The following is a 14,296-nucleotide window of genomic DNA, read 5'->3' on the forward strand; positions in this document are numbered from 1 at the left end:
GCGAGGTCGACAGCAAAAAGACCGGATAGACCAGCATCTCCGGGCGAGGTCTGGTGAATTCGCGGGAATATCGGCGCCAATATGTATACGTATATTGGCATTGGAGAAACATGATGACGGAGATTGGTGCACATAGGGCAGGCAAGCGCGTCAAAAATAGGCGCGAGACCCTCTCCGCAAGCCCCGGCATGACGCTCGCCGAGAGCTTGCGCCAGAAGCTCGAGGGGGGGATCGCGGCTGGGCATCTTGAGCCGGGCAGCCGGCTCGACGAGCAGGAGATCGCCCAGCGTTTTGGCGTCTCGCGCACGCCGGTGCGGGAGGCGTTCCGCCTGATGGCCGCCAACAATCTGGTCGAGCTGCGGGGACGGCAGGGAGCGGCGGTCCGCAGCATCAAGGCGCAGGTCTTGATCGAGATGTTTCAGGTCATGGCGGAGCTGGAGGGGCTCTGCGCAAGGCTTGCAGCGCGGCGCGTCTCGCAGGCCTGGGGTGCCGAAATAGGCCAGATTCACCAGCGGCTTATAGTGGCAGGCGAAGCCGGCGACATCGATGTGTTCTATGACGTCAACCAGGAATTCCACGAAGCGATCTATGAAGCCTCGCGCAACGTCTTCCTGGCCGATCAAACCCGCAAGCTACGCAATCAGGTCGCTGCCTACCGCCGCCGGGTCACGCGCATGCCGAACCGGATCGCCGACACCGTCCGCGAGCACGAAGCGGTCATGCAGGCGATCCTGGCGCACGATCAGGAGCGGGCGCACAGCGCCATGCGCGACCACGTCAACCTGCTCGGCGACAATCTGCTGGACTTCCTCGCCGCCTTCGAATGAAGCGGTCCGGCTGTTGGTATGCAAATTGCTATTGATTGTATATCGAGCGTGCATAATGGAGGCCTCGTGTGGACTTGAAGCTGACGAACAAGACCGCCCTGATCACTGGCGCGTCGAAAGGAATTGGACTGGCGGTGGCCGAGCTCTTCGCCGCGGAGGGGTGTCATCTGCATCTCGCCGCCCGCAACGGCGAGGCCATGCTGGAGGCCAAGAAGCAGCTCGAAGCCCGCCATGCCGTGAAGATCACGATTCATGCGCTCGATTTGTCGAGCACCGCTGCGATGGAGAAGCTTGCGGCCGAGGTCGGCGATATCGACATCCTCGTCAACAATGCTGGGGACATCCCGGCCGGCTCGCTGGAGATCCTCGACGACGCCGCCTGGCGGCGCGGTTTCGATCTCAAGGTGTTCGGCTACATCACCCTGTCGCGTCTCTATTATCCGCGCATGAAGGGCAGGGACGGCGTCATCCTCAACATTATCGGCAATTCCGGTGAGAACTGGGATGCGAGCTACATCGCCGGCTCGACCGGCAATGCGGCGCTGATGTCGTTCACCAAGGCGCTCGGCGGGCGCAGTCTCGACCATGGTGTGCGGGTCGTCGCGGTCAATCCGGGGCCTGTTGCCACCGACCGCATGCTCAAGATCATGAAGCGCAAGGCGATTGACATGCTCGGCGACGAAAGCCGCTGGGAGGAGCTGTTCGACAAATATCCGGGCAAGCGGCCGGCGACGTCGGAAGAGGTCGCTGACCTCGTCGCCTTCCTGTCCTCGCCGCGGTCCGGCTACATCACTGGCACGGTGGTGACGATCGACGGCGGCATCGCCGCGCGCGGCTCTGTGATCTGAGGTGTCGATGTCGGGGGCTCAATCCGCGGCGCTGGTCCGCAACCGCTATTTTGACGAGCTCTCGGCGACGCCAGGGCTCCATTGGCTCGGCCAGAACACCAATCATATCGAGAGCCATCCCGCCGTACGCGAGGCGATGTTGCGCTCGATCGAGGCGGGCGAGTTCAATGCCTATGCCCCGCCGCTCGGCTTCGAGGCGCTGCGCGCCGCGATCGTCGCCGACCTCGGCACGCCAGGCGCGGAAGCGCTGGTGACCGAGGGCGGCGTCAACGCGCTCGCCATGATCTGTCGCGCCCGCTGCAAGCCGGACACCACGCTGGTGACGACCGATCCGACCTGGAAATGGCCGTGCCTGTTCGCGCGCCAGCAGGGCGCCGAAGTGATCGAGATTCCGATCTACGATCCTGCCTGCAATTATCGCCTGACGCCCGAGGCACTGAAGGCCAATGTCGATGAGCGCACCGCGATCATCTATCTCGTCGATCCCAACAACCCGCTCGGTATCCGCTACACCCGCGAAGAAATCGAAAGCTTCGCCGCGATCGCACGCGATTGCGGTGCGCTGCTGGTGCACGACTGCACCTATCGCGATTTCGCCGACGGCCACACGCCGGCACTTCATGTCGCGCCACAAGGCTCTGTGGTCTCGACCAGCTTTTCGAAATGGCTTGGTCTTGCGGGCTTGCGCATCGGTGCGCTCGTCGCGGCTCCTGACCTGTTCGAGGAACTGGCGCAGACCTCCAGCAGCGTGCTCGGCGCGAGCGTGATCGCTCAGCGCGCGGCGCAGGCGGGGCTATCGGTCAAGGCCGAATGGATGAAGAAGGTTCGCAGCACCGACCGGTCCAACAAGGCGATGATCCAGGAGGCGGCAGCTTGTATCGAGGGCCTCGCGCTGCCGATCATGCCCTCGCACGGCAACTTCCTCGTTCTGGAGACCATCGCGGCCGGCATTCGCCCTGAGGCGTTGGTCGAGTGCTATCGCCGCCAGGGCATCATGATCCGTCAGGGCACCTATCACACCCAGCGTTTTGGCGACCGCTTTGTTAAGATCAGCACCTCGGTGCCGCAGGCCTGGGTCGAAAAGCTCTGCACGTTGTTGCCGGAGATGGTCGCACAGGCACGTACGCTGAACGACCTGCAGCCGCAATTCTAGGAACAAGACCGATGACGATGATCACAGCGAAGGACGGCGTGAAGCTCCACGTGGAGGAAGCGGGCGCGGGGACGCCGATCCTCTTCATCCACGAATTCGGCGGCAATCACGAGAGCTGGGAGCCGCAACTGCGCTATTTCAGCCGGCGCCACCGCTGCATCAGCTATGCCGCGCGCGGCTATCCGCCGTCGGACGTGCCTGACAGCGTCGAGGCCTATTCGCAGGCGATCGCCGCTGATGATGCGGTCGCCGTACTCGACGCGCTCGGAATCGATAAGGCGCACATCGTCGGCCTTTCCATGGGCGGCTTCTGCACGGTGCATTTCGGCCTGCGGACGCCGGAGCGCGCGCTGTCGCTGACGGTCGCCGGTGCGGGTTACGGCTGCGAGAAGGAATTCGAGGCGTATTTTCGCGGCGTATCGCTCGAAGTCGCCGACAATTTCGAGAAGCAGGGCGCGAAAGAGTTTTCCAAAGTCTATGCGCTCGGCGCGAGCCGGGTCCAGTTCCAAAACAAGGATCCGCGCGGCTGGCAGGAATTCGCTGATCGCCTCGCCACGCATTCCGATCGCGGCGCCGCAAACACCATGCGCGGTGTCCAGGCGCGGCGTCCGTCCTTCTACGATCTCGAAGACGGCCTGAAAAAGATGATGGTGCCGACGCTGGTCGTCGTCGGCGACGAGGACGATCACTGCTTGCAGCCCGGCATCTTCCTGAAGAAGACCATTCCGGCTTGCGGTCTCTCGGTGTTCCCCAAGACGGGCCACACGCTCAATCTGGAAGAGCCGGCAGCGTTCAACGCGTTGCTTGCCGAGTTCATCGCGCAGGTCGAGGCCGGACGCTGGCTGCCACGCGATCCCCGCGCGCTGCCGGGCCAGATCATGCGCACGACGTAGTCCATGACGAGCCCACCTCTGATCAACGCCGACCGGCTCTGGGCCCGTCTGATGTCGCTCGCCGAGATCGGTGCGACGCCGGCTGGCGGGGTCAACCGTCAGGCCTTGAGCGACGGCGAGATCGCGGCGTGGCGCCGCGTGATCGGCTGGGCGGTTGAAGCGGGATTGACGCCGTCGACGGATGCGGCGGGAAACCTGTTCCTGACGCTGGCCGGCCGCAATCGCGCAGCGCCGCCGCTTCTCCTGGGCAGCCATCTCGACAGCCAGCCGACCGGCGGCAAGTTTGACGGCGCCGCCGGCGTGATGGCGGCGCTGGAGGCGGTCGTGTCGCTCGCCGAGCAGGGCGAGACGCCCGCGTGCGACCTCATCGTCGTCGCCTGGATGAACGAAGAGGGCTCGCGTTTCGCTCCGGGAATGATGGGCTCGGAGGCCTTTACAGGCGAGCGCGGCATGGATGCGATCCGCGCCGCGCGCGATGCCGACGGCATCGCCGTTGGTGAGGCGCTCGATCGCCTTCATCAGGCTTTCCCCGATGTGCCGCACAAGCCGCTCGGCTTTGCGGCCGGGGTTTATCTCGAATTGCATATCGAGCAGGGGCCATTGCTGGAAGCGGCCGGACGCACGATCGGCGTCGTCACAGGCATTCAAGGCAAGAAGACCTTTCAGGTCGTCGTGGAGGGCGCCGAGGGCCATGCCGGCACGCTGGCGCAGTTTGAGCGACGGGATGCGCTCGCGGCCTTTGCAAAGATGGCGACCGTCCTTCATGCCGAGATCGGCACCATCGATGCCGAGATCAAATTCACCATCGGCCGCGTCACGGTCATGCCGAACGCGCCGTCAGTGGTGCCGTCGCTTGTCAGCTTCAGCATCGATCTGCGCCACCCTGACAATGCCGTGCTCGATGCGGCCGGCGCGCGGATCAAAGCTCTTTGCGCTGAGAATACCTCCCCGTGCGCGGTGACGGTGAAGCCGCTCGTCGATGCGCCGTCGAACGTCTTCGATGAGCGCCTGCGGGCCAGCATCGCGGAAGCCGCGCGGGAGCAGGGGCACTCCGCCATGGCCATCCTTTCCGCCGCCGGCCACGACGCCCGTCATCTCGCCAAGGTCTGCCGCGCCGCGATGATCTTCATCCCATGCCGCGGCGGCGTGAGCCATGTCGAGCATGAATGGGCCGAGCCGGCTGATATCGCGGCCGGCGCGTCTGTCCTGGCGCAAGTGCTGCGAGATCTTGCCCTTTCCCAATGATCCCGTGCCCCCGAAGCTTGAGGAGAGCGAGATGGCGGAATTGGCCCGCGAGAAAGCGGCAGTGATCGAGGGACATGCGATCAAGAAGAAGGATATGGCCGATCTGCCCGCGCAGCGCGCGAGCAATCCGGTCGATGCGGCCGGCGCCCGTGCGCGCTTCTTCAACTCCGGCAACGCCTTCAATATCAAGCTGCCCCCCGTGCCGGCCCGCGACTTTGCCGACGAAGCCCGGCGCGCACTCGCAGCCGACGCCCCGACCGGCTTCATCGTGTGCGATCAGGCAGAAGCAATGGGCTGTGCCTTTCCAGCCACCACGCCGCTGATGCTTGCGCGCTATGCGGTCATCGCTGCGGGAGAAACTCTTGTCTCGGATTTCGTGGCCACCGGTTCGATCTGGTATGTGATCGACGGACGTGGAACGAGCGCCTTCAATAGCGAGGTGCTGACCTGGGGGCCGGGCGACATTTTCCTGCTGCCTGGCGGGAGCGTTGCGATCCACACGGCGGGTGAGCGTGCCGTGCTCTGGCTGGTCAGCAACGAGCCGCAACTTGCGCTCGACGCGGCCCTGCCGCATCCCCCGGCGGGGGGCCCGATCGAACCGGTGCACTATCCGGCGGCGGAAATCGAACGGCAGATCGGCATCATCGACGAGATGACCACCAATGAGACGACCTCCGGGCTCGCGTTGATCTTCTCGTCCGATCGTCTAGAAGCGAATCGCAACATCATGCCGACACTGACGTTGTCGCTGAATACCTTGCCCGCGGCAGATCATCAGCGTGCGCACCGGCACAATTCGGCGGCGATCACACTCGCCGTGCGCGGCGATGCCTGCTTTTCGATGGTTGACGGGAATCGGTGCGACTGGAGTGCCTGGGGTACGCTCGTAACGCCGCCGGGCGCGCCGCATTCCCATCATAATCACGGCGATCGTCGTGCAATGTTTCTGATCGTCCAGGATGGCGGGCTGCATTACCACGCCCGCACCATGGGCTTTTCATTTCTCGACATGGAACGGAACGATTCGTGATCCTGTCCGGCCCGTCGGGGAGGAAAAGCAGGCAAGTCGTAGCGATGCAAGGGAAGTCATCTCGGATTGAGGGCCGGCGGCAAGTAAAATGCTGGACCTTGTCCAAGTGCACATTCTCGGTTTGAAAAGCACCCTTTTATTTGGCTCGCGAGGCAGGCCATTGAACTTGCGGTAGAAATATCCGCCCTCCGAGCGCACCACCCCCCGCGTGTAAGCATCTCTGAATGCTACGCTTTTTGCCAAACCCCGTGTCCGGTAGATGTCCTGCGCCGTTCCGATCGGAAGGCCGTCGGATGTCATCAGCGAGTGGCTCTGACCGGACGTCACGATTCGTCCATGCCACTCATGCCGAGCGGTTCCCGGTCTGTCTTTGCGATGCAGTGCGCTGGCATTTTGGGGTGGTCCATCTCCGGCTCGATCACGTTGCGGCCTAGAGCGGCGAACGACTTTCTGCCGTTTTCGGTTCAGCGCAAGGTCTGACGGGCAGGGGACCCGATCGGGCTTGGCGGATGGATCGTCGCGCTGCTTCTGCGTGTTGACGGAGTCCGTTGCGTCGCCGTTTCGGTTTACCTGCAAGGCAACGGCCGCTTCACACTCCAGTCTGCCGTAGCGACGCGGCATCGCAAATGCCGTCGTAGCGACGGTCGTTCAGCTCCTTGAAGATTCGGATCGACGTCAGCGGTCCACGAGTTTGCTGCGCAAGGACGCACTATCGCGCAAGCTTTCCTTGTCTCGCAACCATTGCAGGTTCGTTACGCCGATCGCATCGTCGAATTGTGCGCGGACATAGTGCTGTTCAGAGTGATGGTTTCGGAACGTGTCTCTCGGCGAGAGCAAGCCTGTCGTTGCCCATTGCTCGGAACCTCCGAGCTTGAACCGCCGACGCGACGAGGTATAAGGGCGTTCGGGTGTTCACTACATTTTGCGGTGACAGGTCGAGCGATGGTCGGGCCGCCACGCGGATAGCGTGTGACGATGGCCGAGAGCCCACCATTCGACGACCTGTCGCAAGCCCGACCGCTGACGGAAAAGGTCCTCACGAGACTGCGTCGGCTACTACACGGCGAGGCCGTCAGCGGTGTCATGTTGCTCGTTGCGACCGCAGCCGCGTTGATCTGGGCCAACTCACCGTTCGCCCACGGCTATCACGCGTTTTGGAACGTGCCCTTCGCAGTCGGCTTCGGAGATCATGTTTTCTCCCGATCGCTGCATTTCTGGGTCAACGACGTGCTGATGACGATCTTCTTCCTCGTCGTCGGCGTGGAAATCCGGCGCGAAGTTCATGAAGGCTCACTGAGCCGTTTCGACCAGGCCATCCTGCCGATGATCGCCGCAATCGGTGGTGTCGTCATCCCAGCGCTCATCTATCTAAGTCTGAACAGCGACCCCGCCCATCGGCAGGGCTGGGCAGTGCCTACCGCGACGGACATTGCCTTTGCTGTCGGAGTTCTCGCGCTGCTCGGACGAAGGATTCCGGTGAATGTTCGCGTGTTCCTGCTCACTCTGGCAACAGTCGACGACGTCATCGGGGTTCTGATCATCGCCGTTTTCTACACCCCCGATCTCCAGTTAGGCGGCTTCGGCCTTGCCTCGATCGGCATTCTCGCGGCGATTGGCCTTCGGCGTATCAGCATCGGCTTTGCGTTGCTCTACGTGACATCAGGCGTTCTGATCTGGATCGGGTTTCTGATCGCTGGAATCCATCCGGCCCTTGCCGGTGTGGTTCTTGCGTTCATGACGCCGGCCCGGGCAAGGGCGATGCGAGAGCCGCTCCTTGAGTCTGCGTCGAGAGCTATCGCGCATTTGCAAAGTGGCGGTGTCGCCGAAGCGTCGGACTTGCAGCTATTGCAGCAGCATCTGCGCGACCTTCGCGTTGCTCACCGCGAGATATTGTCGCCGGTGTCGCGGGTGCAGATGGCGATGCGCCCCTGGGTGGCCTACGGCGTCATGCCGATCTTTGCGTTGACGAATGCAGGTGTCAGTTTGAACGGCGCAGAACTCGCCGCGGATGGCCGTCCGCTGATGACGAGCATCGCGCTGGCCCTGGTCGTTGGTAAGCCGGTTGGGGTCGTCGGCGCCACTTGGCTTGCGGTGCGAACCGGCTGGTGCCGCCTCGCTCCTGGTATTTCGCCGGGAGGCGTTTGCCTGATCGGCCTTCTTGCGGGCGTCGGGTTCACGATGTCGTTCTTCACATCCATGCTCGCATTTTCCGGCCAAGAGTTGCTGCAGGCGGCGAAACAGGGCGTCCTTCTCGGGTCGTCCATCGCCGCCACGCTCGGGCTCGCCTGGGGAATCGTCTACGTCAGACGTCAGTGACGCAGCTCACGGACTGATCCCGTCCGAGTTCGAGCCGCTGCGCTCGCCGTTCTGGCCTGCGGCTCAGTTTGGAGTCTGATTGCGCCGACGTTGCCGTGGTGATGATCCGCCGCCACGAATCAAGGCGGTGTCTGTGAGCCGCCCACGTGACGTCGCGACAATCTCAAATTGTGAAAAGGGCGAAGTCAGCGCGAGCCGGTCGGCGGCGGTTCTGTTCGTTCAGACCCGTTTTTACCGCGTTTCTCCGTGACTAATTCCGAAAATCAAAAATGTCGGAGATGCTCAGAGATAGGTCAGCAACATTGCCATTCGTGCTGCCGACGGGCCGGATCGTAAGCCACCGTCACTGTGACAAAGAGCGGATCCGTCATCATGTCCTCAGCCGCCTCATGACAGCCGAACTTGTAGTATAGTCGTCCGATGCTTTGATGAGTTTGCGCCAGATCAAACAGAAGCATGTATTTCGACCGACCTACGTATGATTGCGTAGTGAGCCTCGGCGACATTGACCTCGTTTTATCGCGGTGGCATAGCGAGCCCAGGCTGATTGTCCGGGTCGAGGAGGTCAGTCTAGCGACTAGTGATCGACCACTCCGCATCTTCCCGCCAACCCGAAGCTCCAAGTGATCGGGTACGTGTCGTGGAAGGTTTCGCCAAGTGACTGCGACCCCGTGATGGCGCTCTGCTGACGGCACGATCCGATAAGGTGGCGTGCCACGAACGGATGTTTCCTGAGGCGTGAGCCTTGGAAATCGCCGCTCGGCGGGATTGTTGTCATGGACTGCTCTCCGTTTCGCGCCGCAGACTTCTCGCCATGTTTCGGCGATGCGATTGCTTCGCATGCTTGGACCGTCGGGTCCGCCTGCCTCACCGGCATCCTTCTCGAAATTTCTGCTCATCCGAAGCCGGGTCTCGTGACGCCGCGAGCGATGGGGTCGCATGCCGATATGGACCAGCAGACCTTCATGCTGACCTCTGCGGCCATCGCTCCGTGCTTCGTTCGCTGCGCGTCGATCGGATTTGGTCATCGCGGCGAGGCGATCGATGTCCTGCCGCAGGTTCGCGAGGTCGGCCGGCAATACGACGCGCTCTTGATGCAGGCCTCGAACGGGGTCAACACTCAGCGCGGTGCGCTGTTTGCGTTGGGCATTACCGCGGCGGCTGCGGGGCGCGCGATGGTCGACGACGCCGCGCCGGGCTCAGCCCAGATCTTTGCCGAGGTGGCCGCCATCACCGCCGGCATCGTCCAGCGTGAGCTGATCGATTGCCGGCGCGCTCCAACAACCGCTGGCGAACAGCTCCATGCGCGCTGCGGCACGCGCGGCATTCGCGGCGAGGTCGAGGATGGGTTTCCGACGGTCGCCGCTCACGGTTTGCCGACGCTGCGCTCCGCCATCGACGCCGGGCTCGGCCTCAATCGATCTCTTGTTCACACGCTGATCAGCCTGATCGCCGAGGCGGAGGACTCGACGGTGCTGTGGCGCGGCGGGCCCGATGCGCTCGCTTTCGTGCAGCGGGAAGCACGGCGTATCCGCGACCTCGGCGGCGCGCTGACCGGCGCCGGCATCGATCGGATCCACGCTTTCGATGCTGAATGCGTCGCCCGTCGCATCAGCGCCGGCGGCGCCGCGGATCTGCTCGCGGTGACCGTCGCCGTCCACCTCATCGAGCAGCGATCCTTCCCATCGTCCGCCACGCGCGCGTTCGAAACACTTCACATGACTGGAGACTATCAATGAACGTCATCGTCTATTCGCTGATGGCCTACGCGCTCACCGCCGCGATCTCATATGCGGTGATTGGGGTCATCGTCACGCTGAGCAAGCTGCTCGGCGGCGCCGACACCACCGAAAACGCCTGAACGAACGGGACCCACCGAGATGCTTCAACAACTATTCACGATCTTTCCGGGCATCGCGACGATGTTCGTGCAAGAACCATCGATCGCCTTTGCCCGCGTCTTCCTGATGGTCGCCGGGTTCTTCCTGGCCTATCTCGGCTTCAAGCGAACGCTGGAGCCGCTGATCATGGTGCCGATGGGCGTCGCCATGATGTGCGTCAACGCCGGCGTCATGTTCCTCGAGGGCAATCATATCGGCACGTTGATGCTGGATCCGATGATCTCGGACCCGGTCAAGCTGGTCAACGAAATGCAGATCTACTTCCTGCAGCCGGTCTACAATTTCGCGTTCTCGAACTCGCTCGTGGCCTGCATGTTGTTCTTCGGCATCGGCGCGATGTCGGACATCTCCTTCATTCTCGCCCGTCCCTGGGCGGCGATGACCTGCGCCATCTTCGCGGAAATGGGCACCTTCGCCACTCTGGCGATCGGCTATTACTGCGGCCTGACGCCGGGTGAGGCGGCGGCGGTCGGTTCGATCGGCGGCGCAGACGGCCCGATGGTGCTGTTCGCCTCGCTGATGCTGGCCAAGAACCTGTTCGTTCCGATCTCGATCATCGCCTATCTGTATCTGTCGCTGACCTACGCCGGCTATCCGTATCTGATGAAGCTTCTGGTCCCGAAGAAGTATCGGGGCATGGACTCGGAGATGGAATTCCCGGACGTGTCGCAGAAGGCGAAGTTCACCTTCACCATCGTCGCAGCCGCGCTGCTGTGTCTCCTGCTGCCGGTTGCCTCGCCGCTGATCCTGTCATTCTTCCTCGGCGTTGCGATCAAGGAAGCTCAGATCGAGGTCTATCAGGACCTGCTCGAGAAGACGATCACCTACATGTCGACCTTGATCCTCGGTCTGGTGCTCGGCGTGCTGTGCGAAGCCTCGACCCTGCTCGACGGTCGCGTGCTCATCCTGCTGGTGCTCGGCGTGACCGCGCTGTTGATCTCCGGCCTCGGCGGCCTGCTTGGCGGGTGGATCGTCTATCTGCTCAGCAAGAAGGTGTTCAATCCGATGGTGGGCATCGCCGGCGTGTCCTGCGTGCCGACGACCGCCAAGCTCGCCCAGAAGATCGCGGCCGAGGAGAATCCGTACGCGATGATCTTCCCGGTGGCGATGGGCGCCAACATCTGCGGCGTGATCGTCTCTGCGATCGCGGTCGGCATCTTCGCCTCCACGATCTCGCTCGTGGCGCCGCACTGACCCGCCGATCGACACCTGGAGAAAAGTCATGGTCCGATTCACTGACATCATCCCAAACGCGCTCCGCCTCGGTGCCGCCGAAAGGACCAATGGCATTGGTCGGACCATTCTTCATGTCGCCGAAATCGACAGCACGAACCGGGGTCTGATCGATCTCGGCAAGGCCGGCGCCGCCCATGGCACGGTCCTTGTCGCCGACCATCAGACCCGTGGTCGCGGCAAAGGTGCCCGGGCCTGGTTTTCCAGGCCCTCCGGCAGCCTCTGTGTTTCCGTGCTGATCCGGACCAGTCGTCCTGTCCACGAGGTCCCGCAACTGACGCTGCTCGGCGCCGTGGCGCTGTGGGAGGCCATCTCGGTTCAAACAGCAATTGCCGCGGGTATCAAATGGCCGAACGACCTGCTGGTCGCTGGCCGCAAGATCTGCGGCATTCTCGCTGAAGCTCATACCTCAGCGAGTGGTGATCTGGACTTCGTCGTGCTGGGGTTCGGCCTGAACGTCGCAATCGGGCAGGCCGACTTCCCAGTCGAACTGAGCGAGACGGCGACGTCACTCACGACGTTGACGAACCGGCGGGTCGATCCGATCGGGATCCTCGACAGCTTCCTCGATGCTCTCAACGCATGGCTGCCGCTTTGGGAAAGCGTCGGCGTGGCATCGTTCGCGGGCGCCTGGACGCGGCATGCCGAACAGCTCGGCCAGTTGGTTCAGATCACCGACGGCGACGAACCGATCACGGCCCGACTCATCGGCCTGGCCGACGATGGGGCTTTGCGCGTTCTCGACGAGACGGGGGCCACCCGCCTCGTTCACTCCGGCGAAATCGCCACGGGCATCCCGTCGGCCGGGGAGCCCCAACCAACATTTCCATCAAGCACACGGGTGTAAGCTCATGAAGACTGAACGCAAATGGAACGCGCTGGCATTGGATACGCGCCAGCGACTGGAGGCTGCGGCCCGCTACATCGGGCCCGGCAAGCAGGTGAAGAAGGAAGACACCGTCGCGTTGCTGAAGTCGGTGATCCGATCCTTCGATCGCGTCAACATCGAGGGCAACAACCAGAAGCAGGCCGACTTTCTCGCCGATTGTCTGCTGCAGGTCGATCCGGCGGAGATCAACAATCTGCACATGGTGCAGTCATGCGTGCCGCTGGCCTCGCATCTGGACATGTTCGAGAAGGGCATCGCCAAACGCCTCGATTTCGCATTCGGCGGGCCGCAGGCCGCGCGCGTTGCCAAGTTCATTCGCGAGGGAAAGATCGAGCTCGGTGCAATTCACACCTACCTCGAATTGTTCGGCCGGTACTTCCTGGATCTGACGCCGCGGGTTTCGCTGATCTGCGCCTATGAGGCGGATCGTGAGGGCAATCTCTACACCGGCTTCAACACCGAAGACACGCCGGTCATCGTCGAAGCCACCAAGTTCCGTCAGGGCATCGTCATTGCCCAGGTCAACAAGATTGTCGACAAGCTGCCGCGGGTCGACATCCCGGCCGGCTGGGTGGACGCCGTCGTCGAGAGCCCGAAGCCGTTCTTCATCGAGCCGCTGTTCACGCGCGATCCCGGCCTGGTGACCGACAACCATATCCTGCTCGCGATGATGGCGCTCAAGGGCATCTACGGCGAATACAAGGTCAAGCGGATCAACCACGGCATCGGCTTCCTGACGTCGGCCATCGAGCTGATCCTGCCGACCTATGGCGAGGAATTGGGGCTGAAGGGCGAGTGCTGCACGCACATGGTGCTCAACCCGCATCCGACGATGATCCCGGCGATTGAAGCCGGCTGGGTGGACACCATTCACTGCTTCGGCGGCGAGTTGGGCATGGAAGAATACGTCCGCGCCCGCTCAGACGTGTTCTTCACCGGTCCCGATGGATCGCTGCGCTCCAATCGCGCATTCGCGCAGACCGCCGGTCACTACGCGCTCGACATGTTCATCGGCGGCACGCTGCAGATCGACAAGTTCGGCAACTCGTCGACCGCGACGGCCAACCGCGTCGCCGGTTTCGGCGGAGCACCGAACATGGGCTGTGACTCGAAGGGGCGCCGCCACGTCACCGACAGCTGGCTGAAATGCGGCAGGGAAGTTCCGAACATGCATGACGCGATCGGCGACATGCCGCGGGGCAAGCGCCTCGTGGTGCAGGGCGTCGAAACGTTCGGTGAAGCCCGCGCGCCGAGCTTTGTCGACAAGCTCGACGCCTGGAAGCTTGCCGAGAACGCCAAGCTCGACCTGCCGCCTGTCATGATCTACGGCGACGACGTTACCCACATCATCACCGAGGAAGGCATCGCTTACCTCAACCGCGCGCCCAACATGGAAACCCGCATGGCGGCGATCCGCGCAGTGGCCGGATACACCGAGATCGGGCTTCTGGCAGATCCGGCGGAAACGAAGAAGCTGCGCGAAGACAGGATCGTCCAGACACCTGAAGATCTCGGAATCGATCGGGCTCGCGCCAATCGCGACCTGCTCGCCGCGCGCTCGATGCGCGACCTCGTCGACATTTCCGGTGGGCTCTACAACCCGCCGACACGTTTCCGCAACTGGTGATCAGGGGGAAGACATGTCTCTTCAAACGATCGAATTCGAACTCCATGCCACGGGCAAGCCGCGGCGTATCACGGGCCCGGTGCACAACGGCGTCGTCGGCTCCGGCGATCTCGAAGTCCTGCTCTCGCCGATCGACAAGGCGGGCCTGATCGAGGTGCGCGTCGTGACGCCGGTGAGAGGCTTCAACGACCTGTGGCGGCGGGTCATCACCCATTTCGCCGTGGAGTCGGGCCTCACCGACACGCTCATCGAAATCAACGACAACAACGCCTCCCCGGCCGTGGTTGCCATGCGGCTGCGTCAGGCGCTTGCCGAAGCGTCGGCCTGATCAACG

The 14,296-nt window shown here is 62.9% G+C and carries 13 protein-coding genes; all 13 read left to right on the forward strand.

Annotation, left to right across the window (positions count from 1 at the left end; translation table 11 throughout):
- Positions 1-110 precede the first annotated feature (110 nt).
- Positions 111-827, forward strand: a complete 717-nt coding sequence (locus ACQR1B_RS26435) for a GntR family transcriptional regulator (RefSeq protein WP_434834994.1) — start codon at positions 111-113, stop codon at positions 825-827.
- Positions 828-895: 68 nt separating this feature from the next.
- Positions 896-1,675 carry an SDR family oxidoreductase gene (locus tag ACQR1B_RS26440; protein ID WP_434834995.1) on the forward strand — a complete coding sequence of 260 codons (780 nt, stop codon included), beginning with the start codon at positions 896-898 and terminating at the stop codon, positions 1,673-1,675.
- A gap of 7 nt (positions 1,676-1,682) precedes the next feature.
- Positions 1,683-2,828, forward strand: a complete 1,146-nt coding sequence (locus ACQR1B_RS26445) for a pyridoxal phosphate-dependent aminotransferase (protein WP_434834996.1) — start codon at positions 1,683-1,685, stop codon at positions 2,826-2,828.
- An 11-nt stretch (positions 2,829-2,839) separates the two neighbouring features.
- The gene (locus ACQR1B_RS26450; RefSeq protein ID WP_434834997.1) at positions 2,840-3,721 is read left to right on the forward strand and encodes an alpha/beta fold hydrolase; all 882 of its coding nucleotides are present in this window, start codon (positions 2,840-2,842) and stop codon (positions 3,719-3,721) included.
- A 3-nt stretch (positions 3,722-3,724) separates the two neighbouring features.
- The gene (locus ACQR1B_RS26455) at positions 3,725-4,966 is read left to right on the forward strand and encodes a Zn-dependent hydrolase (RefSeq protein WP_434834998.1); all 1,242 of its coding nucleotides are present in this window, start codon (positions 3,725-3,727) and stop codon (positions 4,964-4,966) included.
- Between the two features lie 31 nt (positions 4,967-4,997).
- A complete protein-coding gene (locus ACQR1B_RS26460) occupies positions 4,998-5,996 on the forward strand; it encodes a cupin domain-containing protein (protein ID WP_434834999.1) in 999 nt (332 codons plus the stop codon).
- Positions 5,997-6,971: 975 nt separating this feature from the next.
- Positions 6,972-8,312 (forward strand): Na+/H+ antiporter NhaA, encoded by a 1,341-nt coding sequence (gene nhaA, locus ACQR1B_RS26465; protein WP_434835000.1) that lies wholly within the window; start codon positions 6,972-6,974, stop codon positions 8,310-8,312.
- Between the two features lie 776 nt (positions 8,313-9,088).
- Positions 9,089-10,051: a triphosphoribosyl-dephospho-CoA synthase MdcB gene (mdcB, locus tag ACQR1B_RS26470; RefSeq protein WP_434835001.1), complete on the forward strand. Its 963-nt coding sequence runs from the start codon at positions 9,089-9,091 to the stop codon at positions 10,049-10,051.
- Entirely contained in the window at positions 10,048-10,173 is a 126-nt protein-coding gene (locus ACQR1B_RS26475) for a hypothetical protein (RefSeq protein WP_434835002.1), read from the forward strand. Before mdcB ends, ACQR1B_RS26475 begins: the two co-directional genes overlap by 4 nt.
- A gap of 19 nt (positions 10,174-10,192) precedes the next feature.
- On the forward strand, positions 10,193-11,407 hold the full coding sequence (gene madB / locus ACQR1B_RS26480; RefSeq protein ID WP_434835003.1) for a Na+-transporting malonate decarboxylase, carboxybiotin decarboxylase subunit: 1,215 nt from the start codon (positions 10,193-10,195) through the stop codon (positions 11,405-11,407).
- A 28-nt stretch (positions 11,408-11,435) separates the two neighbouring features.
- Entirely contained in the window at positions 11,436-12,293 is an 858-nt protein-coding gene (locus ACQR1B_RS26485) for a biotin--[acetyl-CoA-carboxylase] ligase (RefSeq protein ID WP_434835004.1), read from the forward strand.
- A 4-nt stretch (positions 12,294-12,297) separates the two neighbouring features.
- Positions 12,298-13,962, forward strand: a complete 1,665-nt coding sequence (mdcA, locus tag ACQR1B_RS26490; protein WP_434835005.1) for a malonate decarboxylase subunit alpha — start codon at positions 12,298-12,300, stop codon at positions 13,960-13,962.
- Between the two features lie 13 nt (positions 13,963-13,975).
- Positions 13,976-14,290: a malonate decarboxylase acyl carrier protein gene (mdcC, locus tag ACQR1B_RS26495; RefSeq protein WP_434835006.1), complete on the forward strand. Its 315-nt coding sequence runs from the start codon at positions 13,976-13,978 to the stop codon at positions 14,288-14,290.
- The last annotated feature ends 6 nt before the right edge of the window (positions 14,291-14,296 follow it).

Origin of the sequence: Bradyrhizobium oligotrophicum, from assembly GCF_051168495.1 — a bacterium.
GTDB classification, from domain to species: domain Bacteria; phylum Pseudomonadota; class Alphaproteobacteria; order Rhizobiales; family Xanthobacteraceae; genus Bradyrhizobium; species Bradyrhizobium oligotrophicum_A.

Coding starts and splice junctions, on each gene's coding strand:
- ACQR1B_RS26435 (WP_434834994.1), top strand. CDS start 111: ATGATGACGGAGATTGGTGCACATAGGGCAGGCAAGCGCGTCAAAAAT.
- ACQR1B_RS26445 (WP_434834996.1), top strand. CDS start 1,683: ATGTCGGGGGCTCAATCCGCGGCGCTGGTCCGCAACCGCTATTTTGAC.
- ACQR1B_RS26450 (WP_434834997.1), top strand. CDS start 2,840: ATGACGATGATCACAGCGAAGGACGGCGTGAAGCTCCACGTGGAGGAA.
- ACQR1B_RS26455 (WP_434834998.1), top strand. CDS start 3,725: ATGACGAGCCCACCTCTGATCAACGCCGACCGGCTCTGGGCCCGTCTG.
- ACQR1B_RS26460 (WP_434834999.1), top strand. CDS start 4,998: ATGGCGGAATTGGCCCGCGAGAAAGCGGCAGTGATCGAGGGACATGCG.
- nhaA (WP_434835000.1), top strand. CDS start 6,972: ATGGCCGAGAGCCCACCATTCGACGACCTGTCGCAAGCCCGACCGCTG.
- mdcB (WP_434835001.1), top strand. CDS start 9,089: ATGGACTGCTCTCCGTTTCGCGCCGCAGACTTCTCGCCATGTTTCGGC.
- ACQR1B_RS26475 (WP_434835002.1), top strand. CDS start 10,048: ATGAACGTCATCGTCTATTCGCTGATGGCCTACGCGCTCACCGCCGCG.
- madB (WP_434835003.1), top strand. CDS start 10,193: ATGCTTCAACAACTATTCACGATCTTTCCGGGCATCGCGACGATGTTC.
- ACQR1B_RS26485 (WP_434835004.1), top strand. CDS start 11,436: ATGGTCCGATTCACTGACATCATCCCAAACGCGCTCCGCCTCGGTGCC.
- mdcA (WP_434835005.1), top strand. CDS start 12,298: ATGAAGACTGAACGCAAATGGAACGCGCTGGCATTGGATACGCGCCAG.
- mdcC (WP_434835006.1), top strand. CDS start 13,976: ATGTCTCTTCAAACGATCGAATTCGAACTCCATGCCACGGGCAAGCCG.